The 23,869-nt window shown below is 66.4% G+C and carries 25 protein-coding genes and 2 tRNA genes; 12 read left to right on the top strand and 15 right to left on the bottom strand.

From position 1 onward, the window contains the following. Window positions 1–65 precede the first annotated feature (65 nt). Window positions 66–452 (bottom strand): MmcQ/YjbR family DNA-binding protein, encoded by a 387-nt coding sequence (locus AC1M0F_RS10880; protein ID WP_480238240.1) that lies wholly within the window; start codon window positions 450–452, stop codon window positions 66–68. 39 nt (window positions 453–491) lie between these two features. Further along, window positions 492–728 carry a hypothetical protein gene (locus tag AC1M0F_RS10885; RefSeq protein ID WP_480238241.1) on the bottom strand — a complete coding sequence of 79 codons (237 nt, stop codon included), beginning with the start codon at window positions 726–728 and terminating at the stop codon, window positions 492–494. 40 nt (window positions 729–768) lie between these two features. Between AC1M0F_RS10885 and AC1M0F_RS10890 the strand changes: the two genes are divergently transcribed. The 3 genes from AC1M0F_RS10890 to AC1M0F_RS10900 all read left to right on the top strand — a co-directional run bounded on the left by AC1M0F_RS10890 (window position 769) and on the right by AC1M0F_RS10900 (window position 3,101). Further along, the gene (locus AC1M0F_RS10890; protein WP_480238242.1) at window positions 769–1,215 is read left to right on the top strand and encodes a MarR family winged helix-turn-helix transcriptional regulator; all 447 of its coding nucleotides are present in this window, start codon (window positions 769–771) and stop codon (window positions 1,213–1,215) included. 41 nt (window positions 1,216–1,256) lie between these two features. Beyond that, complete coding sequence (locus AC1M0F_RS10895; protein ID WP_480238243.1) at window positions 1,257–1,790, top strand: DUF5655 domain-containing protein; 534 nt, start codon at window positions 1,257–1,259, stop codon at window positions 1,788–1,790. 213 nt (window positions 1,791–2,003) lie between these two features. After that, window positions 2,004–3,101, top strand: coding sequence for a VIT1/CCC1 transporter family protein (locus AC1M0F_RS10900; protein WP_480238244.1), 1,098 nt, complete (start codon window positions 2,004–2,006; stop codon window positions 3,099–3,101). Window positions 3,102–3,106: 5 nt separating this feature from the next. On the opposite strand, the gene AC1M0F_RS10905 is transcribed toward AC1M0F_RS10900, so the two are convergent. The 4 genes from AC1M0F_RS10905 to AC1M0F_RS10920 all read right to left on the bottom strand — a co-directional run bounded on the left by AC1M0F_RS10905 (window position 3,107) and on the right by AC1M0F_RS10920 (window position 7,242). Continuing rightward, a complete protein-coding gene (locus tag AC1M0F_RS10905; protein WP_480238245.1) occupies window positions 3,107–3,871 on the bottom strand; it encodes a LysR family substrate-binding domain-containing protein in 765 nt (254 codons plus the stop codon). Between the two features lie 102 nt (window positions 3,872–3,973). After that, complete coding sequence (locus tag AC1M0F_RS10910) at window positions 3,974–4,651, bottom strand: GAP family protein (RefSeq protein ID WP_480238246.1); 678 nt, start codon at window positions 4,649–4,651, stop codon at window positions 3,974–3,976. Window positions 4,652–4,670: 19 nt separating this feature from the next. Next, the gene (cls, locus tag AC1M0F_RS10915) at window positions 4,671–6,122 is read right to left on the bottom strand and encodes a cardiolipin synthase (RefSeq protein ID WP_480238247.1); all 1,452 of its coding nucleotides are present in this window, start codon (window positions 6,120–6,122) and stop codon (window positions 4,671–4,673) included. Between the two features lie 10 nt (window positions 6,123–6,132). Next, a complete protein-coding gene (locus tag AC1M0F_RS10920) occupies window positions 6,133–7,242 on the bottom strand; it encodes an AI-2E family transporter (protein WP_480238248.1) in 1,110 nt (369 codons plus the stop codon). Between the two features lie 198 nt (window positions 7,243–7,440). Between AC1M0F_RS10920 and AC1M0F_RS10925 the strand changes: the two genes are divergently transcribed. Both AC1M0F_RS10925 and AC1M0F_RS10930 read left to right on the top strand, forming a co-directional pair. Beyond that, window positions 7,441–8,715 carry an amidohydrolase gene (locus AC1M0F_RS10925; RefSeq protein ID WP_480238249.1) on the top strand — a complete coding sequence of 425 codons (1,275 nt, stop codon included), beginning with the start codon at window positions 7,441–7,443 and terminating at the stop codon, window positions 8,713–8,715. Between the two features lie 44 nt (window positions 8,716–8,759). After that, window positions 8,760–9,185, top strand: a complete 426-nt coding sequence (locus AC1M0F_RS10930; RefSeq protein WP_480238250.1) for a DUF5997 family protein — start codon at window positions 8,760–8,762, stop codon at window positions 9,183–9,185. Window positions 9,186–9,270: 85 nt separating this feature from the next. On the opposite strand, the gene AC1M0F_RS10935 is transcribed toward AC1M0F_RS10930, so the two are convergent. Together AC1M0F_RS10935 and AC1M0F_RS10940 are read right to left on the bottom strand one after the other, a co-directional pair. Then, the gene (locus AC1M0F_RS10935) at window positions 9,271–10,239 is read right to left on the bottom strand and encodes an LPXTG cell wall anchor domain-containing protein (protein WP_480238251.1); all 969 of its coding nucleotides are present in this window, start codon (window positions 10,237–10,239) and stop codon (window positions 9,271–9,273) included. 366 nt (window positions 10,240–10,605) lie between these two features. Then, window positions 10,606–11,670: an SDR family NAD(P)-dependent oxidoreductase gene (locus tag AC1M0F_RS10940; RefSeq protein ID WP_480238252.1), complete on the bottom strand. Its 1,065-nt coding sequence runs from the start codon at window positions 11,668–11,670 to the stop codon at window positions 10,606–10,608. Window positions 11,671–11,787: 117 nt separating this feature from the next. On the opposite strand from AC1M0F_RS10940, the gene AC1M0F_RS10945 reads away from it, so the two are divergent. The 6 genes from AC1M0F_RS10945 (at window position 11,788) to AC1M0F_RS10970 (ending at window position 15,913) form a co-directional block, all read left to right on the top strand. Further along, window positions 11,788–12,345, top strand: a complete 558-nt coding sequence (locus tag AC1M0F_RS10945) for a TetR/AcrR family transcriptional regulator (protein WP_480238253.1) — start codon at window positions 11,788–11,790, stop codon at window positions 12,343–12,345. 131 nt (window positions 12,346–12,476) lie between these two features. Continuing rightward, complete coding sequence (locus tag AC1M0F_RS10950; RefSeq protein WP_480238254.1) at window positions 12,477–13,046, top strand: TetR/AcrR family transcriptional regulator; 570 nt, start codon at window positions 12,477–12,479, stop codon at window positions 13,044–13,046. 95 nt (window positions 13,047–13,141) lie between these two features. After that, complete coding sequence (locus AC1M0F_RS10955; protein WP_480238255.1) at window positions 13,142–13,585, top strand: VOC family protein; 444 nt, start codon at window positions 13,142–13,144, stop codon at window positions 13,583–13,585. Window positions 13,586–13,619: 34 nt separating this feature from the next. After that, the gene (locus AC1M0F_RS10960) at window positions 13,620–13,817 is read left to right on the top strand and encodes a hypothetical protein (protein WP_480238256.1); all 198 of its coding nucleotides are present in this window, start codon (window positions 13,620–13,622) and stop codon (window positions 13,815–13,817) included. 75 nt (window positions 13,818–13,892) lie between these two features. After that, on the top strand, window positions 13,893–14,429 hold the full coding sequence (locus AC1M0F_RS10965) for a hypothetical protein (protein ID WP_480238257.1): 537 nt from the start codon (window positions 13,893–13,895) through the stop codon (window positions 14,427–14,429). A gap of 59 nt (window positions 14,430–14,488) precedes the next feature. Next, window positions 14,489–15,913 carry a dihydrolipoyl dehydrogenase family protein gene (locus AC1M0F_RS10970; protein WP_480238258.1) on the top strand — a complete coding sequence of 475 codons (1,425 nt, stop codon included), beginning with the start codon at window positions 14,489–14,491 and terminating at the stop codon, window positions 15,911–15,913. Between the two features lie 380 nt (window positions 15,914–16,293). Here the strand turns inward: AC1M0F_RS10970 and AC1M0F_RS10975 are convergent. The 6 genes from AC1M0F_RS10975 to serS form a co-directional block, all read right to left on the bottom strand. Continuing rightward, window positions 16,294–16,385: transfer RNA gene (locus AC1M0F_RS10975), tRNA-Ser, on the bottom strand. Window positions 16,386–16,472: 87 nt separating this feature from the next. Further along, window positions 16,473–17,705: an LCP family protein gene (locus AC1M0F_RS10980; RefSeq protein WP_480238259.1), complete on the bottom strand. Its 1,233-nt coding sequence runs from the start codon at window positions 17,703–17,705 to the stop codon at window positions 16,473–16,475. Between the two features lie 54 nt (window positions 17,706–17,759). Further along, on the bottom strand, window positions 17,760–19,004 hold the full coding sequence (locus AC1M0F_RS10985; protein WP_480238260.1) for an LCP family protein: 1,245 nt from the start codon (window positions 19,002–19,004) through the stop codon (window positions 17,760–17,762). Window positions 19,005–19,127: 123 nt separating this feature from the next. Then, window positions 19,128–19,212: transfer RNA gene (locus AC1M0F_RS10990), tRNA-Ser, on the bottom strand. A 98-nt stretch (window positions 19,213–19,310) separates the two neighbouring features. Continuing rightward, window positions 19,311–20,111 carry a Cof-type HAD-IIB family hydrolase gene (locus tag AC1M0F_RS10995; RefSeq protein ID WP_480238261.1) on the bottom strand — a complete coding sequence of 267 codons (801 nt, stop codon included), beginning with the start codon at window positions 20,109–20,111 and terminating at the stop codon, window positions 19,311–19,313. Beyond that, a complete protein-coding gene (gene serS, locus AC1M0F_RS11000; RefSeq protein ID WP_480238262.1) occupies window positions 20,108–21,373 on the bottom strand; it encodes a serine--tRNA ligase in 1,266 nt (421 codons plus the stop codon). Before serS ends, AC1M0F_RS10995 begins: the two co-directional genes overlap by 4 nt. A gap of 37 nt (window positions 21,374–21,410) precedes the next feature. On the opposite strand from serS, the gene AC1M0F_RS11005 reads away from it, so the two are divergent. Continuing rightward, entirely contained in the window at window positions 21,411–22,382 is a 972-nt protein-coding gene (locus tag AC1M0F_RS11005; protein WP_480238263.1) for a diacylglycerol/lipid kinase family protein, read from the top strand. 109 nt (window positions 22,383–22,491) lie between these two features. Here the strand turns inward: AC1M0F_RS11005 and gdhA are convergent, their stop codons facing one another. Further along, the gene (gene gdhA, locus AC1M0F_RS11010; RefSeq protein ID WP_480238264.1) at window positions 22,492–23,847 is read right to left on the bottom strand and encodes an NADP-specific glutamate dehydrogenase; all 1,356 of its coding nucleotides are present in this window, start codon (window positions 23,845–23,847) and stop codon (window positions 22,492–22,494) included. Between the last annotated feature and the right edge of the window lie 22 nt (window positions 23,848–23,869).

The raw sequence follows: 23,869 nt of genomic DNA on the forward strand, positions 1-23,869 counted from the left end.
TCCGCGCGGGTGTTTTTTCACCCGCGCGGAGCCGAAAGACCCGCGCGAGCCGATCCGCGAGCCGGTCAACGCAGGTGGCGCTCCTCGAGCGCGACGAGTTGCCGCTTCAGCGCGACCTGGCGGTACGAGGTGTCGATGAGTTCGGCGACGAAGGTCCAGTCGCTCGTCCTCTCATCGAGGTCCATGCCGAGCCAGCCGGCAGGGCCGAAGTACGGCGGCACGAAGAACCGGTCGTCCTCGAGCAGGGCTGGGCGCTCATCCGGGTCTGGCTTTAACACCATCGTGTGCGGGCGGTCCATCGACGAGCCCATCACGACGAAGAGTTTCTTGCCTGCGCGAAAGGTGGGGCGACCCCACGCTTCCGCCTCGGCGAACTCGGGATAGTCCGCGCAGATCACTCGAACGCGCTGGACGACCCGATCACCGGATTCGAAGACCTGCGGATGCTCCATGGCCGCGATTGTACGCCCGGCGGCGAGCAGGGGGCAGCGTCAGCTCGTCGGCGTCGGGCAGTGCAGCTGGGTCTTCACTCCGGTGCGGTCGACCTCGTGCGCCGACATCGCCTGGCCGCACAGCGGACACCCGGACTCGGACGACGGCGGCAACGGCTCCTCGTTGTACGGCCCGAGCGGCGGAGGCCCGATGTACGGACGCAGCCGGTTGTTCAGCCAGTTGGTGAAGCCACCGGCATCCGAAACGCTCTCCCGCGGCTTTTTACTTCGTGCCATAATCATTAGTGTATAGGATAATTCGAGAACAAGGAGCGTGATGACCGAGACCAACACCGACGACCTGCTCGCCCTCGAGAACCAAGTCTGCTTCGCCCTGGCCGTCGCGTCGAGGAGCGTCCTCGCCCTGTACCGACCGATCCTCGAACCCCTCGGACTCACCCACCCGCAATACCTCGTGATGCTCGCCCTGTGGGAACACAGCCCCCGATCGGTCAAGGAGATCGGGTCGGCGCTCCAGCTCGAGCCAGCAACGCTGTCTCCCCTGCTCAAACGACTCGAGGCGACGGGCTACGTCACGCGCCAGCGCAGCACGGTCGATGAGCGTGTGCTCGACATCACGCTGACGGATGCCGGCCGTCGCCTCCGCGACCAGGCCGAAGGCATCCCTCCGAAGATCGTCTCGGAACTCGGCATGTCGATCGAAGACCTCACCAGGATGCGCGAGACCCTCCACGCGGTCATCGCGGCCGCAAACTCCCGCTGACCCCTCGATTTCCCGACCGGGCGGCGAGTAGCGTTCCGGGCATGGATGCGGAAACCCAGAAGAGAGTCGACGGGCTGCCGGCGAGCACAGGCAAGTCGCTGCCGGAGTGGTTCACGATCCTCGAGGCGTCCGGCCTCGAAAAGCACGGTGAGATGATGGCCCTGCTCAAGACCGAGCACGGGGTCTCCCATGGCTTCGCCAACTTCATCGCCCTGATGTACCGAAACCAGGGCGGCCCTGAGGGTGAGGACCTCATCGACAAGCAGTACGCGACCAGACCGAACCTCCGCCCGATCTACGACGCCATCGTCGGCGCGGTCGCCGACTTCGGGCCCGACGTGGAAATCGCACCCAAGCAGGCGACCGTGTCTCTCCGCCGGAAGAAACAGTTCGCGCTCGTGAATCCGGCGACGAAGACCCGCGTCGACGTGGGCATCAACCTCAAGGGCGAGCCGGGTGGGGAACGACTCAGGGCGACGGGAGGCATGTGCACCCACTCGGTCGGCGTAACGAGCATCGAAGACGTGGACGGCGAACTGCTCGGCTGGCTCCGAGAAGCCTACGACCGCGCCTGACCGGTCCGCCGGCGCCTGGGGTAGAATCGATCCCAGCGAAGGGGAGTAGTTCCCACCGCCGCTTTCACTCCAGAAACGGCGACGCGGTCTGTCGACATACTGGTTTCCCAACCCGGCAGCCCACCCGCATCTGTGCGGGCGAGCGAGACCTTCGGCCATACGTTCGACGATGGCCGAAGAGGAGTCTCCGGCCACCTGCATCAGGAGAATGCCGTGACCGAATCCCCCGTCCGCCACGCACCGACCGCCGCTGAGATCAAGCGATGGCGCAGGTACCTCGCCGATGAACGCGCAGAAGCATCCGTGTACGGAGAACTCGCGAGCCGCAGAACCGGTGAGGAACGCGCCATCCTGCGCGGGCTCGTCGAGGCGGAACGCCGCCACGAAGCGCACTGGATCAAGCTCCTCGGTGAGCACGCCGATGTCCCGACCCGCACGGCACTCCGCACCCGGCTGCTGGCCTTCTTCGCCCGGCGCTTCGGCTCAGTCTTCGTCCTGGCGCTGATGCAGCGCACCGAATCGCGATCGCCGTACGAGTCGGATGCCGACGCCACAGACGCGATGGCCGCGGACGAACGACTGCACGAGGAGATCGTGCGCGGGCTGGCTGCCCGTGGCCGCAACAGCATCTCCGGCACGTTCCGGGCGGCGGTCTTCGGCGCCAACGACGGACTCGTCTCCAACCTCGCGCTCGTCCTCGGCATGAGCGCAACGGGTGTCGGCACCGGGATCGTCCTCGCGGCAGGCGTCGCGGGGCTTCTCGCGGGAGCCCTGTCGATGGCTGCAGGCGAGTACGTCTCGGTCCGGTCCCAGCGCGAGCTGCTCGAGTCGACGACGCCGGACCCGTCCGCGCGCCGGGTCCTGCCCCAGCTCGATGTCAATGCCAACGAGCTCGAACTCGTCTACCGTGTGCGCGGGATGGCCCCGAAGCAGGCGGCCGAGCACGCGCACGAAGTCCTCAACGACCTCGACTGCGTGCACGTGGGGCTCGACACCGGAAGCGTCTCGGCCCAGAACACCGGCCATGAGGAGATCGGCTCCGCAAGGGGCGCGGCACTCTCGAGCTTCTTCTTCTTCGCGTCCGGCGCCATCGTGCCCGTGCTCCCCTACATGTTCGGCCTGACCGGTCTCGCTGCCGTCGCCGTGGCATCCGTCCTCGTGGGCATCGCCCTGCTCATCACCGGCGCGATCGTCGGCGTGCTGTCCGGTGCTTCGCCGCTCAAGCGGGCACTCCGGCAGCTGCTCATCGGCTACGGGGCCGCAGCCGTCACCTACCTGCTCGGCCTGCTGTTCGGCACCACGATCGCGTAGTCAGGTCAGCGGCCCCGACCGCGGTTGCGGCCCTTGCCGAGCTTCTTCGGGGCACGGCCCTGCCGCGGGGTGAACGGTTTCGCCTTCGGCTTCTGCTGCGGCTTGCGAGCTTTCGGCGGCGCCTTCTCCGGCTCTTCCTGCGGTGCACGTGAACTGCGCGCGGTGCGACCACGGACCACGCCGATGAACTCTTCGACGTCCGGCGTGGTGTTCTCCTCGAGCCAGGCGAGGGCGATCTGCGACTCGGCCACGTCCGTCACCGGGCGGGCGACGACATCCTTGCGGCTGTGCAGTCGCGCCACCGACTGCGGAACGATCACGATGCCGACACCGGCGGCGACGAGCTCGGCGGCGTCATCGCCGTCACGGATGCTCGGCAGCGGCCTGCGAGTCCCGTCGCGGATCTCGTCGGCGACGTCGCGCCACTCCGGCACGAGGTCAGGGTCCTGCAGCAGGTGCTCAGCCGCGAGGTCGGCGACGGTGACCGATTCCGCGTCGGCGAGCGCATGCTCCTTGGGCAGCACGACGACCGGTGTTTCCCGATAGAGCGGAATCACGCTGAGGTCGGAGCCGTCCACAGGGAGTCGTACGAAGCTGACCTCGGCCACTCGATCGTGCAGCACCCGCACCTGATCCTGCTCGGCGGTGGGGAGGAATCCCAGCGGCAGGTCCGGCCGGCGTTCACTCCAGACCTTCGACCACTTCGCGAGAGTCACCCCCGGTACGAACGCGACAGAGAAGAGAGGGTCGGGCGTCGATTCGGCAGCCATGGTGTCCCCGTCATCCTCCGCTCGGGTGAACGGTCGTGTCACAGGCTAATACGGATGCCGTCGACGTGGCGGCCAGCCGGCGCCAGTGGGCCGCCGCTCAGGTCAGGCGATCAGCCCGGCGAGACCGAACAGGGTGAGCGCCACGCCGAGGACGATGAACGTGACCCCGGTGATCAGGGCGACGTGGGTGAGGAGCCATTCCCTCAGGAGGACGAGGCTGCGCCGCACCACGGTGGTCCCGAACGCATAGGCGAGGACCGGGGCGATCATCGTGCTCGACGCCACGACGGTGAAGACGACGAGGGAGATGACGACACTGACCGGCTCGGGGTTGTTCCGCCAGATGATCACGCTGGCGGCAGCGGCAAGGATGAGATTCTTAGGCCGCAGTGCCGCGTATCCGAAGCCGATCGCGGCCGCCCGCCACGGGCCGAGCCGGTCGAGCACCCCCATCCACGTCGGCAACGTCACAGTGGCTTCTCCCGCTGGACGGGATCGGATCTGCACGATCCCGATGCCGGCGAGCGCCACCCCGACGACAAGCGAGCCGATGGCCACGAATGGCCTGGCTGCCTCGGGGTCGTGCTCGGGGAGCAGCGTCGACAGGACGGACAGCCCGCCGACAGCGGCCCCCACCCCGAGGAACCAGCCGGAGGCGAGGCCGATCGTGGCACGGAAGCCGTCGGGGGACATCAGTTTCAGCAGCAGCCCGGCGAGCGGGATCGGGCTGATCGCGATCGCCAGCGCCAGCGGAATCAGCTCGGGGATGTTCGTCAGCATTCTCCGACGCCTCCCGGCGTCACTGGAGTGCCGATGTCAGTCGGGCCAGGTTGTCGCTGACCTTCTGACCGACGGGGCGCGAGATCCAGTCGGCGAGTTCCAGCCGGTCGCTGTTCGCGCGGTATCCGTCCTCGACCCGTCGCATCCGCTGGACGACATCCGCACCATGGACGAGGACGGAGACTTCCATGTTGAGGCTGAACGAACGGATGTCCATGTTGCTCGAGCCCACGACAGCGACGTCGTCGTCGACGGTGAAGTGTTTGGAATGCAGCACGATCGGCGCGCGGTACAGATAGATGGCCACCCCGGCGCGGAGAAGGGCTTCGTAGTACGACCGCTGGGCGTGGTAGACCAGCGCCTGGTCGCCGATGGCGGAGACGAAGAGTTCGACGACGACGCCGCGGGACGCAGCCGTGAGTATGGCCAGCATCGTCGACTCCTCCGGCACGAAGTACGGACTCGTGATGCTCACCCTCTCCTTCGCGTTGTGGATGAGCATGGCGTAGAGCTTGAGATTGTTGTCGTTCTCGAAGCTGGGGCCACTCGGCAGCACCTGCGCATCGAGAAGCGCAGCCTCGTCCGCGAGCACCACAGGGGAGGTGTCGAGCGGTAACTGTTCGTCGGTCTCGCTGTACCAGTCGGTGACGAACACCGCGTTGAGTTCGCGGACCACAGGACCCTCGAGCCTCACCATCAGTTCATGCCAGAGCAGTCCCCTCGCGATGTTCTTCGGCTTGAGGTAGCTCGCGTCGATCAGGTTCTGCGAACCGGTGAAGCCGACGCGGCCGTCGATGACGAGGAGTTTGCGGTGGTTGCGCAGGTCCGGGCGCTGCCATTGTCCGCGGAACGGGCGGAGTGGGAGCATCGCGTGCCACTCAGCGCCCATCCCGGCGAGCGCGGCGAGCGTCTCCCGCCGCCGCGGGTTCATCAGCCCGGACAGGTGATCGGAGAGGACCCGGACGGTGACGCCGCGGGCGGTCGCCCGCCTGAGCGCATCGAAGAACGGTTGGGTGGTGTCGTCGAGCACGAGGATGTAGAACTCCACGTGCACGTAATCCGTCGCGGTGTCGATGTCGTCGGCCATGGCCCGAATGGAGCCGGAGTAGTCGTCGAGCAGGTCAGCCCGGTTGCCGCCCACCATCGGCAGGGCGCCGAGGGTGCGATTCAACTGCACCGCTGAGGCCAGCCAGCCCGGCCACTCGTCGCGATGCGACACCTGGGAGAGCCCCTCCGTCCTGTCGAGGACGCGCGCGTTGATCTCCCGCTGTTTCTCCCGTCGCGCTGTGGGCAGGCGCCCTACCCCGACGAGGAAGAAGGCCAGAGCCCCGAGGAAGGGAATGAAGATGATCGTCAGGATCCAGGCGATGGCGGCCGACGGGCGCCGGTTGGCGGCGATGAGCACAGCGGCGATGAAACCGACGACCGCGTGGATCGCGACCAGCAGGAGGGTGACTGTCTCGGCGTCCATCACGCTCCCGTCAGCGGAGGTTCTGGGTCGGCACGACGACTTTCTTCAGGATCAGGAGAACGGATGCCGTGACCGGGCACGCGATGAGCGCACCGAGCAAACCGAGCAGGGTTCCTCCGATCAGCGCGCCGATCAGCACGAGAGATCCAGGGATGTTGATGGCCTTGCCCACGATCCTCGGCGTGAGCACATACGACTCGACCTGGACGTAAGCGAGCATGACGAGGAGAACGATCAGTCCGGTCATCGGCGATGTGAACAGCGCGACCGTCGTGATGATGATCATGTTGATGACGCTGCCCACGAGCGGGATCAGGGTGATCGGGAAGGCGAGGGCTGCGAGGACGGGGGCGAACTGCACCCCGCATGCGGTGAGCAGGAGAAAGGTGAACACGGAGTTCATGGCGGCGAGGATCACCATGCCACCGAGATACTTGCCGACGGATGCCGTGATGGTCTCAGACAAGTCGATGAACGACTCTCGCTTCGACGCGGGGACGAGAGCATAGCCCGCGTGCTTGATGCTCTCCAGCCCGGCGACGAAGTACAGCGTCAGCACGATCACGAAGACGGTTCCGGCCACACCGTTGAGGAAGCCAGCGCCGACCCTGAGGGCTCCTCCGCCGACGGCGAGCCAGACGTTCGGGTCGGACGCCGCCTGCCCGAGCCACTCGACGCCCGGCGTCAACGCGCCGCCGAGCGCCTCGTTGATGGAGGTGAACCAGTCCTGGTCTTCGATCTGGTCGATGCCTGACGGCAGGTATTTCGCCAGTTCCGCTGACTGCGTGACGATGATCGGAACGATCAGCCAGGCCAGGAGCGCGACGACGAGGAGAAACGCCGCGAGGACACTCAGCACGGCGCCGCTGCGGGAGAATCCGCGGGATTCGAGTCGCTGCACGGTGGGATAGAGCCCCAGGCAGACGAAGAATGCGACAAAGATCAGTGTCAGCGCCGTGCTCAGTGACACGATCGCCGAACCGAGCAGAAGCGCGAGGAGGACCCCGAGTGTTGTGACGAAACCGAAGCGGAACGGCCCGCCCGACAGGATGTGGGTCCTGCGTGCGGCCGGGGTCGGCGGTGTGCTCTCGCTGCCCGCTGCGTGGGCTTCTGCTGGCATGACCGCGCTCCCGGATTCGACGCACCGTGTGTGCAGTCACCCTATGGCTGGCCCTGTGGCCGAAGTCCTCCGCTGGCGCGTCATTCCACTCCCCGATGCGCAGAATCGCGCCTCGTCGACATCCGGCGAATTCGTGCTGCGCCACGACCCGCGCGACACATAGTCTGAACCCGACGCCCCCCAGAGGAAAGAGCACCGATGACCGACCTCCTGCTCGATGTGCCGGCGACGAGCGCCGCGCTCGCAGACGTGTACCGCGATCTTCACCGGCATCCTGAGCTCTCGTTCTCCGAGCACCGCACCAGCGGGATCATCGCCGAGCACCTCGCCCGGCTGGGGATCGAGGTCCTCGCCGGCATCGGCGGAACGGGAGTGGTCGGCATCGTGCGGAACGGTCAGGGCCCGACCGTGATGCTTCGCGCCGACATGGATGCCCTCCCTGTGCGCGAAGACACCGGACTGGACTACGCGAGCACAGACCGTGGCATCGACCCAGACGGCCGCGACGTGCCGGTCATGCACGCGTGCGGACATGACGTCCACGTCACCTGCCTGCTCGGAGCCACAAGCATCCTCGTCGGTCATCCGGATGCCTGGACGGGCACGCTCGTCGTCGTGTTCCAGCCGGGCGAGGAACTCGGCCGCGGTGCGACTGCCATGATCGAGGACGGCCTCTTCGAGCGCGTACCGACGCCGGATGTGGTGCTCGGCCAGCACGTCGCTCCTGCGCCTGCAGGGGCGGTCGGCGCCCACCCGGGGGCGGCGTTCGCCGGGACGGACGCAATGAGCGTTCGCCTGTTCGGGCGTGGGGGTCACGGCTCCCGCCCCGAAACGACGGTCGATCCCGTCGTCATGGCGGCTTCGACCGTGATGCGTCTGCAGACCATCGTCTCGAGGGAGGTCGCCGCAAGCGACACGGCCGTGGTCACCGTCGGCCAGATCCAGGCCGGCTCGAAGAGCAACATCATCCCCGAAGAGGCGACACTCGGGATCAGCGTCCGGACGACGGATGCCACGATTCGCGAGCGGGTCCTCGGCTCGATCACGCGCATCATTCGGGCGGAGTCGGCCGCTGCCGGTGCTCCACGTGACCCCGAGATCGTTCCCCAGGAATCCTTCCCTCCTCTGATCAACGACGCGGATGCCACGCGGCGTGTGATCGACGCGTTCCGTGCGGCATTCGGCCCCGGGTCGATTCTCGAACCGGGGCCGGTCACCGGTAGCGAGGACGTCAGCTTCCTCGCCACCGCAAGCGGCGCACCGCTGGTCTTCTGGCTGCTCGGCGGAACCGACCCGGGCGAGATCGCCGCCGCTGTGGCGAAGGGAACGATGGACAGCGACATCCCGTCGAATCACTCGTCGCGTTTCGCGCCGGTCATCCACCCCACCCTCGACAGGGGAATCGCCGCTCTTCTCGTCGCCGCAGGCCAGTGGCTCGTCACCGACGCGGACCACAGCACGCTGTCCGACTGACGGAGTCTGTGTTCCGGCGTGCTGCCAGCGGTTACTCTGGGGACATGGCTTCCAACAAGACCCCCCAAACGATGAAGCCGGAGACGGCCGCGAAAAAGCTGAACGTCTACCTCCCGGCGACTCCAGACGATTTCAAGGGCGGACCGGTCACCCGCGAACAGCTCAACGAGCTTCTCGCCAACCCGCCCCAGTGGCTCGTCGACCTCCGCAAGAACGGACCCCACCCGCGTCTCGAAGTCGCCCGCAAACTCGGCGTCTCCGTGTCAGGCCTCGCCCGCGCCGAGATCACCGAGGCGCTCACGACCGCCGAGATCACGGCACTGCTCGAAGCGCCGCCGGCCTGGCTCGTCACCGAGAGGGCCACACAAGCGGAGGTGCGTGCCGAGAACACCCGCATCAACGAGCGGGATGCGCAACGCGAAGCGTTGCGCAAGGCGGCAGCCTCGAATCAGGAATCCTCGGGAACCTGACGGCGGCCCCCAGCGATCTCCCTCGGTTACAGAGAGAACGGCCCGCAGAGCGCAAGCTCTGCGGGCCGTTCTCGTTTGTCAATTCCTAGGCGCGACGCGTCCGGCGAACCAGCACCAGTGCGGCACCCGCTGCCAGGAGCGCTCCGGCGACGCCGAGCAGCCAGCCGCTGTCAGCTCCGGTAGACGGAAGCTCCGTCGCAGCCGACTTCACACCGACGGGCGTCGGGCAGTCCTGCTGGGCAGCGTCCCGATCCGCGGTGGTGACGGTGGTGACAGGCTTGGTCGCCAGCCACGAGTTCGAGTCGGAGTCGTAGGCCCATCCGGTCGAGACCGTCGTGGTGGTCGTCGTGATGGTGTCCGTGTCGCAGTTCGCGTCGTCGACGGAGGTCGACGTCACGACGGGCTCAGGCTTCGACGGAACGGTGCCCGGTGACGTGGCGCAACCGGCCTCGACGGAATCGAGCTGACCGTCGAGACGTCCGGTGAAGGTCGCCGTCGTCTCCCCGTCCGCAAACGCATGGCCGGCGTCGGCGGTGGCGACCACCGAGTAGTCGGCCGGTCCTGTCACCGCGGTCGGCGTGGACCAGGTGGCGTTCACTGCTTCGCCCAGCTCGAGGCGGGCGGGCACGTCACACGTAGGAGTGGTGACGTGCACAGCCGCCGTGGCATCAGCGAGGACCGGCGGTGCGGTGCAGGCGTCGGTCGTTCCTTCGAAGAACCTGTCGTATGCATTGTCGAGCGCATCGACGGTCACGGTGTACTCGTGACCGATCGTGGTGTCGGCGAAGTCATACCGGCCGGCGAAGGCAGCGCCGAACTCGTCGTTAGCAACCTCAACGCCGTCGATGGTCACGACCACTGCGTTCGGTGTCGAGTCGCCGGTGGTTTCCGAGTAGTTCTCCAGTGCCACTGTCACGCCTGTGCACGTCGGGTCGACTTCGGGCGTGTGGGCGCTGGCGGGTGCAGTTCCGGCCAGGAGCACGAGTGCGGCTCCCAGGAGGATGCTTGCATTGAATCCGGCCAGCAGTTTTGTACGAGTCTTCAAGATGTCCATTTCCGGACGCGAACCGAGGTCTAGGGGCCGCGAAAAGCGTCGTTTCGGCCCGGCACGAGAAGCGGGACCAGAACGCGTCGGGGACACGGAAGTTGCCCGCAATCGGGCAGGGCGTACGCCGGTCGCGAAGACCGGCGTCAACACGGAAGGAAGATTCCCCCCGCCGTTTCATCCTGTCGAGTTCCCGTCAGGTTCACCCACCGAAATCACACAATTCCGCTGGCCAACCGCAGTTTTGGCGCAGTATTGCCGCAGGTTGGCCACCCCACGACGGGGGCCAGGGCCATTGTGCCGGTGGACCCTCAGACGGGGGGCCAGCGTTTCGGTCTGGTCCGCCCACCTCGAACGGGCGGACCAGACCGCCGATCAGGCCGCCGACCAGCCGCCGTCACTGGCGAGGATGACGCCGTTCACGTTGACCCCGTCATCGCTGAGCAGGAAGGTGATCGACGCCGCGAGCGCATCGCCTTCGACGGCCTCGGGCATCACGGCCATGCCGGCGCGCACGCGCTCCGCGCCCAGTGCGGAGGCGAAGGTCGCTTCGATGTTGGTGATCGTGGGGCCGGGGGCGACGGCATTGACGCGGATGCCACTCGGCCCGTACATGAAGGCGCTGCTCTTCGTGAGACCGGCGACCGCGTGTTTCGACGCGGTGTACGCGGCTCCGGCCGCCGACCCACGCAGCGCTGCCTCTGAGGCCACGTTGACGATCGAACCGTACTGGCGGGCGAGCATCGACGGGACGACGGCGCGCATGAGCTTCATCGTGCCCTCGACGTTGATGGCGAAGACGCGCTTCCAGACGGCATCCGACACCTCGTGCACCGGGGTCATGTCGTCCATGATGCCTGCGACGTTCGCCAGGGCATCGATGCGGTCACCGGCAGCGGCGACGATGGAGGCGATCGCGGCGTCATCGGTGATGTCTGCGGCGACGGTCACGACATCGGCCTCGGGCAGCTCGGCGGCGAAGTCGTCGAGGCGTTCGCGTGAGATGTCGACGGCGATGACGCGGCCGCCTTCACGGGCGACCCGCGAGGCCGTCGCCCGGCCGATGCCCGATCCAGCACCGGTCACGATGACGGTCTTGCCGGTGAAGCGCCCTGCGCTCACCTTTTCGACCCACTCAGGACGTTCGACAGCCGCGACGCCTGTGTCCACGCTCGCCGTTGCGACCGGAGCATCTGCCGATGCGGACGCCGGGACCTCGCCTGCTTCGACCTTGCGGACGAGTTCGTCGATCAGTTCGGGCGGGAATGAGCCCTTGCTGAGCTTCACGAGCCGCTTGATGGCGAGGCGGCGGACCGGACGGAGTGTGTCGGCGCTCTGGCCGGCCTGTGTGAGGAGGTCGCGGAGGATCGGACCGCCGACCGGGTGGTCGAGCCAGGTGCCGACCGAGGAGTCGCCGGAGAGTGTGGTGGTGGGGGCCATGGGGGTTCCTACTTTCGTTTCGGGTTGTGCGTGGGCGCGATTTCGGCCGGTCAGGGTTTTCCGGCCGGCCACTGCGCTGTCGTACCGGACAACACTGTCCGGTTGTAGGCTACACGGGTGGAAGCGCAGCCGAAAGCAAATCGAGGACCGAGCGCTGGGCCCGAGAATCGCCGGGCTCTGATCTCGGCAGCACGCGACGTCTTCGCCGCCGACGGCCTCGCTGCGCCACTCAGCGCCGTCGCTCGTCGGGCCGGTGTCGGCCAGGGCAGCCTGTATCGGCATTTCCCCGACCGCATCGCCCTCGCGGTCGCGGTGTTCGAGGAGAACATCGGCGATCTGGAGGAATTCGTAGCCGACGAGGGAAGCACCCTCGACGGCTTGCTCGATCGGGTCATCGAGCAGGCGCTCGTGTCCACGGCGTTCATCGACATGATCACGGCCCATCCGCACGACCCGAGGGTGACCCACCTCGGCGACCGGCTGCGGAGCGTGGTGGAGCGGATCGTCTCCCGGGAGAAGGATGCCGGCCGCCTGGGCGACCGCGTCGCCGTCGAGGACGTCGTGCTCGCCATTTCGATGCTGGCCAGCGTGCTCGCGCGAAGCGAGCCGGACGAGCGACGCGACATCGGCCGTCGGGCGTGGGCGCTGTTCCACGTGGCCTTCGCGGCCGGCTGAGCCGAAGACCACTGGGCACCAGAAATCTTCTCAGTGTGGGAATAACCCGCCCGGGGATGTGCTTGATGACAAGTACGCAACCATTAGACGACCGGTCTATTCTACCGGGAATCACCATCGAGGAGATTGACATGGGTTCAGACACCAGAAACGTGATCGTCGACACGGCGGTCAGGCTGTTCCACACGAAGGGCTATACGGCGACGGGCGTTCTCGACATCACCAAGGCGGCTGGGGTCCCGAAGGGCTCGTTCTACCACTTCTTCGACAGCAAGGAATCACTCGCCCTCGAGGCGGTGTCGCAGTACGCGGCGAACACGCGATGGGACCTCCTGGAGGGCCCGAGTGAGTCGCCGATCCAGCGAATCCGGGACCACGTCAACCACGTCGTCGAGATGGCTGCCACCGACGACTTCTCCAGAGGATGCCTTCTCGGCAACTTCTCGACGGAGATGCCGTCCCAGAGCGAAGCGGTCACGGAGGCCGTCGGGCAATCGCTCGCGGTCTGGAAACAGCGACTCGCGGCCACGATCGCCCAGGCGCGGTCGGCGGGGGAGATCTCCAGCCAGACGGATTCCGAGCGCCTTGCTCAGGTCATCATCGCCGGGCTCGAAGGTTCGATCGCCCACGCCAAGGTCCTCCGCTCCCAGGCACCCCTCGACGACTTCGTCGACGCGGTCTTCTCGAGCATCCTAACCTGATCCCACGTCCCGCGACCGGCCTTTCGCCACCGCAACGGGAGCAGCACCACGAGGCGAAACCCATCGAACAACCATCAACAGGAGAAACACCCATCATGGATATGAAACTCGAAGTACTGGTCCTCCCGGTGTCCGACGTCAACCGCGCCAAGGCGTTCTACGAGAAAGCCGGCTTCCGCCTCGACGCCGACTTCGACATCAGCGAGGAGCTCCGCATCGTTCAGCTCACCCCTCCGGGGTCCGAGATGTCGATCATCTTCGGAACCGGGCTGACTGAATCGGCCCCCGGGTCCGTGCAGAACCTGCACCTCACCGTCACAGATGTCATTGCCGCCCACGACGAACTCGCCGGCCGTGGCATCCCGGTCAGCGAGGTCTGGCACGACGCCGATGGTCTCTTCCACCGCCCGGGCGGACGGAACCGCATCAGTGGACCCGACCCGAAGCGCGCCGACTACAACTCGTTCGTCTCCTTCGAAGACCCGGACGGCAACGGCTGGTTCCTCCAGGAAATCGTCAACCGCGCTCCCGGTCGCTAGACCTGGCTCGCCGACAACAACAAGGATTGACACGATGAACACGCACGAGATCGACGACACGACAACCGAGCTGGTTCTGGAAGCGCTGAAGAGCGCGGCAGACGCCCACGGAAAGTTCGAAGCAGAAGTGCTTCACGGTGAGTACGACGTCGAATGGCCGGAGTGGTACGCCTCACACATAACCGTGTGGCTGCGCGAGCACGACCTGGTGCTCACGCAGCGCACCGCCTGATCGCATCGGGGGCGCGGGAGCGCCCCCGATCGGCACCCCACCCACCTCGAAACAGCCCCCGGAAAGGAACACACCATGGCTCTCCTGGATCGAATCCTCGGCCGCAACATCACCATCGCCAGCCCCGAACCGCCCACGGACGACGAGCAGGCCGTCGAGCGCTACGAGTACCTGCTTCGCACCGCGAAGCCTGACACCATCGAACAGGCCCACGTCGAGGCGTTCGAAAAGCTCACACCGGAGCAGCGCGACCTGGTGTTCGACCGGTTCGCCGCAGACCTCCCGGGTGGCGAGAGCCCCGCAGATGCATCGCCGGCAGCGCTGGCGAAGACCGCCACGCGTGCCGAGGAACGCGAACCCGGCATCCTCACCCGCACCTTCAGCGAAGACCGCACCCGCAACGGGAACAACGATGCCTTCGGCAGCTCGTTCCTGGGGAGCTTCGCCACCTACGCGATCGCCTCGACAGCGATCGACGCCATTTTCTGGGCCGGCCTCATCGGCACCACCGTCGTCGCGAACACGGCCGCCTCCGCTGACATATCCGACTCGACCGACGCCGGTGGAGACAGCGGTGGCGGGATGGACTTCTTCGGCGCGTTCGACTTCTGATTGCCCCGCCGCCGCGAGCGGCTCCCCCAGCACACAACACCCCACGAAACGGATCACTCATGCACAGCACCGAATTCGACCTCATCGTCCTGGGTGGAGGTGCGGTCGGCGAGAATGTCGCAGACCGCGCAGTCCAGGGTGGCCTGTCCGTCGTCCTCGTCGAGAACGAGCTGGTCGGAGGCGAATGCTCGTACTGGGCATGCATGCCATCCAAGGCCCTGCTCCGCTCCGGACAGGTCCTCCGCACCGCGCAGCGCGTGCCTGGTGCAGCACAGGCGGTGACCGGAGAACTCGACGTCGATGCCGTGCTCGCCAGGCGAAACTCCTTCACCAGCAACTGGTCAGACGCAGGGCAGGCCAAGTGGCTCACGAAAGCCGGCATCGACCTCGTCCGCGGTCACGGCCGGATCACCGCACCCAGGGAAGTCACCGTCACCGCCGCGGACGGGGCGATCACCGTCCTCACGGCGAGGCACGCCGTCTCGGTGACCACGGGCTCCAGTGCACTCATCCCCGACATCGACGGCCTTCGCGAGTCAACACCGTGGACGAGCAGAGAAGCCACCAGCACACAAACGGTGCCGCGCAGCCTGGCGATCATCGGTGGAGGCGTGGTCGCGGCCGAGATGGCAACGGCCTTCGCGAGTTTCGGCACCGACGTCACCCTCATCGCCCGCAGCGGCATGCTCACCGAGTTGGAGCCATTCGCCGGTGAACTCGTCGTGAAGGCCCTCCGCAAGCAGGGTGCGACCGTCCTGCTCAACACCTCGACAATCGGGGTGAAACGAACCGGCACCGGCGTCGAGGTCAGGACCGGGGACGGCCAGACCATCCGCGCTGAGGAGGTCCTCGTCGCCGCCGGTCGCACTCCTCAGACTGGTGACATCGGTCTCGATGCCATCGGACTCACACCGGGCCAGTGGCTCGACACGGACGACACCATGCTGGTGCGCGGATACGACTGGCTTTACGCCGCCGGTGACGTCACCCGTCGAGCGCTCCTCACCCACCAGGGCAAGTACCAGGCGAGGGCATCCGGAGATGTGATCGCAGCGCGCGCTACCGGCAAGCCGGTTTCGGATGCAGCGTGGGGCACCCACGTGGCGACCGCAGACCATGAAGCCGTTCCTCAGGTGACGTTCACTGACCCTGAGGTCGCGTCAGTCGGGCTCACGGCGGAGGGTGCGCAGGCTGCCGGGTACAACGTCCGAGCCGTCGACTACAAGATCGGCCACGTCGCCGGGGCCAGCCTTCGAGAGGATGGCTACGCAGGAATGGCGAGGATGGTCGTCGACGAGGACCGGAAGGTCGTTCTCGGCGTCACATTTGTCGGCCCGGATGTGAGCGAGCTCCTCCAGGCCGCGACAGTGGCGATCGTCGGCGAGGTTCCGCTCGACCGTCTCTGGCACGCCGTCCCCGCCTACCCGACCGTGAACGAGATCTGGCTGCGGCTGCTCGAAACCTACGGCCGCCCCGCCGCGTGAGTGCGCGATCCACACTCGAAGCACGGATCGGTCCGCTCGCCGATCCGAGTGCCGTGCGCACTGCGGGCGGCTCGTTCGATTTCCGGCTCCGCGTTGATTTTGTGCTGACGGATGGTCACTCGGAGCGAAGCTCCGAGAAAGGCGGCAGCCCACCCCAAAGGAAATCCCGACGACGAGACGGCGACCCCCAGCCATAGACCACGCAAAAACCCCCACTTTTCAGTGAGGGTTTCGGTGGCGGAGACGGCGGGATTTGAACCCGCTCGGAGCGAAGCTCCGAGAAAGGCGGCAGCCCACCCCCAAGGAAATCCCGACAACGAGACGGCGACCCCCAGCCATAGGACCACGCAAAAACCCCCACTTTTCAGTGAGGGTTTCGGTGGCGGAGACGGCGGGATTTGAACCCGCGGTCCCCTTACGAGGACTCCACCTTAGCAGGGTGGTGCACTAGGCCGAACTATGCGACGTCTCCATGCGCGACCGTCTGGCGGACGCACGGGGTTAATCATAACGGGCAAACCGCCGCCCGCCGAATTGACGTCACGCGACCGGCACCCGATTACCGGTTCGCGACTGAGCAGGTCTGCTGAAGCGCAGTCTGGCCCTGCAATCCGTCGATCACGTCGGACACCGCCGTGGGCGGAGGCGTGGTCCCTGGGGTGGCAGGCGGCGTCGTGGGCACCGGAGCATTCGGGTCGGCCTCGACTCCCGTGCGGTTGGCGTCCGGGTCGGGAGAGAACGGCTGGTCGGCGGCGATCCGCGAGAAGAGCTCGTCAGCGAGACTGCTGAGGGGAATCACCCGGTTGCGGTCGTAGGGGTCGTCCATCACCGGGTACTGGATGAGGTTGAGCTTGTCGAGGTCGATGGTCTGCAGGGTGCGGGCCATCGCGACCATCCTGGTCAGGTTGGTGAGCGAGGTCGACAGTTTGACGTTCTTCGCCGCCACCTGAGCGAGAGCGTACAGCTTCCCCACATCCGTCAGGGTGTCGTTGCTCTTGATCGTGCGCACCAGGGAGGAGATGTACTGCTGCTGACTGGCGATGCGTGACAGGTCGCTTCCGTCGCCGACGCCGTGGCGCGTGCGCAGGAACTCGAGGGCGGTCTCGCCAGAGACCACCGTCGTGCCTGCGGGGAGGTCGAGCCCGGAGCGGCGGTCCTTGACCGCTGCGGTGAGGCAGACGGGAACCCCGCCGACGGCATCCGTCATCTTCACGACGGATGCGAACGACATGAGGGCCGCGTACTCGATGTTGAGGCCGGTCAGCTCCGAGATCGTGGCGACGACACACGACAGCCCTCCGCGTTCGAACGCGGAGTTGAGGGGCTGCGCCCGCATGGCCCCGTGGTTCTCCCCGGTCTCCGGATCGGTGCACGTGGGGTGCGGAATGACGAGGTCGCGCGGGAAACTCACCACGACGGCGGTCGAGTGGTCTTCTGACACGTGCAGCAGCATGTTGACGTCGTTCAGCGTGACGTCGCGCCGTCCGTACGCGTTCCCCTGCTCGGGGTCGTTGTCCGCTCCGACGACGAGCAGGTTGAATCCGCCCTCGAACGCGTTGATGTTCGGGACCTCGGGGAGCGGCGTGTTCTCATCATCGGGCTGGCCGATGTCGATCGCGTTGGAGGTGACGTTCGAGGTGAGGTCCCAGACGACCCAGGCGGCAACCGATACACCGCTGACGAGCACGACGGCCAGGACGATTCCGATGCCACGGAAGAGAGTCGCGACCGCGCCTCGACGCGGCTGACGGCCGTGTTTGACACCCGCCTGGTTTCTCTTCGACCTGCTCACAGAGCAACTCTAGGGGGCAGACAGCCGAGGGGAATCCCCTACTGACCGGGATGTCTAATCGTTACCCTTCGAGCAGGTGTAGTCGCCGGCCGTCTGGCCCTGGACGGATTCGTCGAGCACGACGCCAGGGGGTGTTGCTTCGCCCGTGGACGGAGCCGTGGTTTCCGGGTCCGGTGTTTCAGCGACGGGCGCGTTCGGATCAATGACGGAACCCGGGCCGGTCTCACCGGTGAGGGTCAGCGGCTCGTCCGCGGCGAGGGCGTCGAACAGCTCGGTCGCCGGCCCCTCGAGTGGGAGGACTCCCTCGTAGCCGTTGATATCGCCGTACTCGGTGGGGTACTGGGCGAACACCACCTGGTCGAGCGGGATGTTCTTGAGCGCCATGGCGATCGACACCATCGTGTTGAGGTTCGACAGGCTCGTCGACAGGGTCATGTTGCTCGCGGCCGCCTTGGCGATCCCGAACAGCTTGGACGGGTCGGTCAGGGTCTCGCTGCTCTTCAGCGTACGAACCAGAGACGACAGGAACACCTGCTGGTTGCTGATGCGGCCGAGGTCGGAGCCGTCACCGACACCGTGGCGGGTGCGCAGGAACTGCAGCGCAGCCATCCCCTGGAGAGTGTGCGTGCCCGCGTCGAGGTAGGTCTCTGTCCGCCAGTCGTCGATCGGCTCGGCGACACAGACGTCGACACCACCCACGGCGTTGGAGAGTTCGATCACTCCACCGAACTTGACCTCAGCCGCAAACGGGATGCTCAGACCGGTGAGCTTCTCGACCGTGAGCACAGTGCAGGCCAGTCCGCCGTACGACAGTGTCGTATTGATCTTCTGCGCAGCCATGGCGTCGTACGTTCCGCCGTCCTCCTTCGGGCAGGAGGGGATGGAAACGAACATGTCGCGGGGGAAGCTCACCACAGTTGCCGAGGTGTGATCCTCGGAGATGTGCATGAGCATCGTCACGTCGTTCAGAGTCGCCGAGTCCTTGTCGACATCGCCGAAGACGGCATCCTGACCTGAACGGCTGTCGCTGCCGACGAGAAGCAGGTTCACCCCTCCTTCGATGGCATCGATGTTCGGCGCGGCAGCGCCGGGTGTCTCGTTGGCGAGCGCGACGGGAGGAGCGACGCTGGAGGTGATGTCCCAGACCGCGTACGCCGCGATGGCGGATCCGCTGACGAGAACGACGGCAAGAGCTGCTGAGACGAACTTGGCGATCGTTCCCGCAGGTGTCGACTTCTTGAGCCGGCCATGGCGGGCGGTCAGCGGGGGACGCCGGGAACGGCGGACGGGTTCGCTCACGCAACGTTCCTTTCGCGACATGCTGGTGTCAGGTGGGGAGATGTGGCGGAGGGCGTGGGATTCGAACCGCACATGTCAGTTATGCAATCCGTGCCCCGGTACCACCACATCGATGGTGCGACGCGGAGGGCGTGGGATTCGAACCCACGAGACATTTCTGCCCACCAGTTTTCAAGACTGGCTCCATCGGCCGCTCGGACAGCCCTCCATGCACGCCGTTCGGGAACAGCGGGCAACGCTCGATTGTAGCCGATGAGGACTGTTCCAGAGTGACAGGACCTCCTGACAGGAGCCTGAATGACCGGGTCAGAGCGAGGCGAGCACCGCGACGAGGCCGTCCTCGTCGATGGTCCCAGTGACCTCGGTGGCCGCGGACTTCACTTCGTCAGGAGCCTGTCCCATCGCGACGGCGCGACCGGAACGGCCGGCCCACTCGAGCATTTCGATGTCGTTGCGACCGTCTCCGACGGCGACGATCTGCTCCGCAGGGATGTCGAGCCATTGCCGCACCCTTTCGAGCGCCGTCGACTTGTTGACGCCGAGCGGGGCGATGTCGAGCCATGCCGTCCAGCCGATGGCGTACGTGACCTGGTGCAGGCCCATCTTCTCGACGATCGAGAGGAAATCGAGCTCGTCGTGCTCTGGCGAGACGACGACGACGCGCGTGACCGGCTCAGAGAGGAGCCGCTCGAAGTCGACTTCTTCGGCGTTCTCGAGATTCCAGTCGGTCATTCCCTCGGTGTAGCGGCGGTATCCGCTCGGGTATTCGACCATGTAGCGGCCGTCGGCGAGATGGGAGCGGATGGTCCTCAGCACTTCACCCGGATCGAAGGTCTCGATCAGGTGCCGGTTGTATCCGGTCGGCTCGGTCGAGTCCCTGCGCATGACGAGGGCGCCGTTCGCGCAGACGACGTACTCGGGAGTGATCCCGAGCTGATCGAGGACCTGGTGGGTGGTCTCCCAGCTGCGACCCGTCGCGAGCATGAGGTGGTGCCCACGATCGGATGCCGCCTGCGCGGCCTCGATGACGGCATCCGCCATCGTGCCGTCCTCGTGGAGCAGGGTTCCGTCGACGTCGAGTGCGACGAGAAGGCCGGCGCCGGTCACAGGGGCCTGACGACGTCGAGTTCGCCGAGGTACGGACGCAGCGCCTCGGGAATGACGACCGAACCGTCCGCCAGCTGGTGAGTCTCGAGCAGGGCGACGAGCCAGCGGGTCGTGGCGAGCGTGCCGTTGAGCGTGGCCACGGGTGTGGTCTTGCCGTCTTCGCCTGCCCGGTAACGGATGTTCAGTCGCCGCGCCTGGTAGGTGGTGCAGTTCGACGTGGACGTGAGCTCGCGGTAGGCATCCTGCGTCGGTACCCACGCTTCGACGTCGTACTTGCGAGCCGCGCTCGAGCCCAGGTCGCCTGCGGCGGTGTCGATCACGCGATAGCTCAGGCCGAGGGCCTTGAGCATGCCTTCCTGCCAGCCGAGCAGGCGCAAGTGCTCGGCTTCGGCTTCGGCGGGTGTCGTGTAGACGAACATCTCGAGCTTGTTGAACTGGTGCACGCGGATGATGCCGCGGGTGTCTCGCCCGTAGGAGCCGGCTTCGCGTCGGTAGCAGGTGGACCAGCCCGCGTACCGGATCGGGGCATCCGCGACGTCGATGATCTCGTCGGCGTGGTAGCCGGCGAGCGCGACCTCGCTCGTGCCGGTGAGGTAGAGGTCGTCTGCAGGCAGGTAGTAGACCTCGTCGGCGTGGGCGCCGAGAAATCCGGTCCCTGCCATGATCTCCGGCTTCACCAGCGTCGGGGTGATCAGCGGGATGAAACCTTCAGCGAGCGCCCGGTCGAGCGCCATGTTCATGATGGCGAGTTCGAGGCGAGCCCCGATGCCACGGAGGTAGTAGAAGCGGGCACCAGAGACCTTGGTTCCCCGCTGCATGTCGATGGCGCCGAGGAGTTCCCCGAGTTCGAGGTGGTCCTTCGGCTCGAAGTCGAAGCCCGGCTTGTCGCCGACCTCGCGGAGGGTGACGAAGTCGTCCTCTCCGCCGGCGGGCACGCCGTCGAGAATCGGGTTCTGGATGGCGCCGACGACCTCGGTGAAACGGGCCTCGGCATCCGTCGCCCGCTGCTGGGCGAGTTTGACCTGCTCAGAGAGGCCTTTGACCTCGGCGAGGAGGGCGGGCTTCTCCTCTTTGGACGCCTTGGCGACCCGCTTGCCGAACGCGTTCTGCTCGGCGCGGAGTTCCTCGAAGGCGGTGATCGCCGTACGGCGTTCACGGTCTGCGTCGAGGGCCTGGTCGACAAGGTCGACCGGCGATCGCCGCGCCTCCTGCGAACGCCTGATGAGGTCTGGGTTTTCGCGGAGGAGCACTGGATCAATCACGGGTGCAAGTCTAACGGCGCGGGGTACGGTTGCAGGTATGAGTGAGCCAGGCCGGAAGCACGCGGCCGTTATCTACAACCCGACCAGGGTCACCGTCGGGTCCCTTCGCCCACTCATCGACCGCGCAGCCGCCGACGCCGGCTGGGACGAAACGCTCTGGTACGAGACGACAATCGAGGACCCGGGGGCCGAGGTGACGCGCGAGGCCGTGCGCGCAGGGGCGGGTTTGGTCTTCGTCGCCGGCGGAGACGGAACGGTCAGGTCGGTGTCCCAGGGCATGCGTGACTCAGGGGCCGCTCTGGCACTCCTGCCGTCTGGCACCGGGAACCTGCTGGCCAGGAACCTCCGCATCCCCGTGGCGAACCTGGCCGAGGCGATCGCGATCGGTTTCACCGGCAGGACCCGCAACATCGACCTCGGCATCGCAACACTGAGCCGCGTGGACGGCACGATCGAGGAGCACGGTTTCGTCGTCATGGCCGGTATGGGGATCGACGCGGACATCATGGCGAACACCAACGAGACCCTCAAGAAGACCGTCGGCTGGCTTGCCTACGTGGACGCCGGAATCCGGGTCATCCCCGACGCTCGCCCGTTCCGGATCCGGTACCAACTCGACGACAAACCACAACACAGCGCCCACGTGAGCACCATCCTCTTCGGCAACTGCGGCACCCTGACCGGCGGTCTCGAGATGATGCCGGATGCCATCGTCGACGACGGCCTGCTCGACGTCGCCGTGCTCCAGCCGAAGGGCACGCTGGGCTGGATCGAGGTGTGGCGCAAGCTGCGCTGGGAGAACGGATTCCTCCGCCGGTCGAGCATCGGGCGCAAGATCATCAAGGCGACCTCGGGGAGCGCGTCGACGATCACCTACCTGCGCAGCGCGGGCATCACGGTCTCGCTCGACAAACCGCGTGACGTCGAGCTCGACGGCGACGAGTTCGGTGTCGTATCCGGGGTGCGTTTCGCAGCGGATGCCGGCGCGCTGGCCGTGCGGGTGCGGTAGCAGTACACGCCGGACAGGAGAATGTGCTGCCCGCGCATACTCAACAGGAGTCAGAGCCCCGTTTGAACGCTCTCTTCCTGTTGAGTGGCGACGGACGAGGACGTGCCGGCTAGATCACGCCCTGGGCGAGCATTGCATCCGCGACCTTGACGAAGGCGGCCGTGTTTGCGCCGATGACGTAGTCGCCCGGGTGACGATAGCGCTCGGATGCCTCGTACGCGGCAGCGTGCACGCCACGCATGATGTTGTGGAGACGGTCCTCGCTGTCGCTGAAGCTCCAGCGCTGGCGCGAAGCGTTCTGGCTCATCTCGAGCGCACTGGTCGCGACACCGCCGGCGTTCGCCGCCTTCCCCGGCCCGAAGAGCACACCTGACTGCTGGAACGCGTGGACGGCGTCGGGGTAGCAGGGCATGTTCGCGCCCTCTGAGACGGCTTCGACACCGTTGGCGATGAGGGACTTCGCGTCTGCGAGCGTGAGCTCGTTCTGGGTGGCGCTCGGCAGCGCGATCTGTCCAGGCACGTCCCAGACGCTGCCGCCGGAGATGAATCGCGCAGATGGGCGACGCTCGGCGTACTCCGAGATCCGCAGGCGCTCGACCTCCTTGATCTGCTTGAGCAGGTCGAGGTCGACACCCTTCTCGTCGACGATGTACCCGGACGAGTCGGATGCAGTGATCGCGCGCCCGCCGAGCTGGTGAACCTTCTCGATGGCGTAGGTAGCGACGTTCCCCGAGCCTGAGACGATGGCGGTCTTGCCGTCGATCGACTGGCCCTTCATCGCGAACATCTCCTCGGTGAAGAAGACGGCTCCGTAGCCTGTGGCCTCCGTGCGGACCTCCGCGCCACCCCACCCGGTGCCCTTGCCTGTGAACATCCCCGACTCGTGGCGGTTGGTGATCTTGCGGTACTGGCCGAAGAGGAAGCCGATCTCGCGCGCGCCGACTCCGATGTCACCGGCAGGCACATCGGTGTGCTCGCCGAGGTGACGGTACAGCTCGTTCATGAAGCTCTGGCAGAACCGCATGATCTCGGCGTCGCTCTTGCCGTGCGGGTCGAAGTCGCTTCCGCCCTTGGCGCCACCGATGCCCTGCGCCGTCAGCGCGTTCTTGAAGATCTGCTCGAACCCGAGGAACTTGATGATAGACAGGTTCACCGTGGGGTGGAACCGGAGTCCGCCCTTGTACGGGCCGAGCGCCGAGTTGAACTGCACCCGGAATCCGCGGTTGACCTGCACGCGGTTCCTGTCATCGGTCCACGGCACGCGGAAGATGACCTGGCGCTCGGGCTCGACCAGGCGCTCGAGGATGCCAGACTCACCGAATTCCGGATGCTCGGCGAGCGCAGGCTCAATCGACTCGAGGACTTCGTGGAGCGCCTGATGGAACTCCGGCTCCCCCTGGTTCCGTGCGACCGCGGTTTCATAGACGGCGCGGGTGAGTTCGGCTGGCGTGGGAGAAGAGGGCACGGAGGGACTTTCTGGAGCGTGG

This window comes from Mycetocola sp. Y719 (assembly GCF_056713205.1).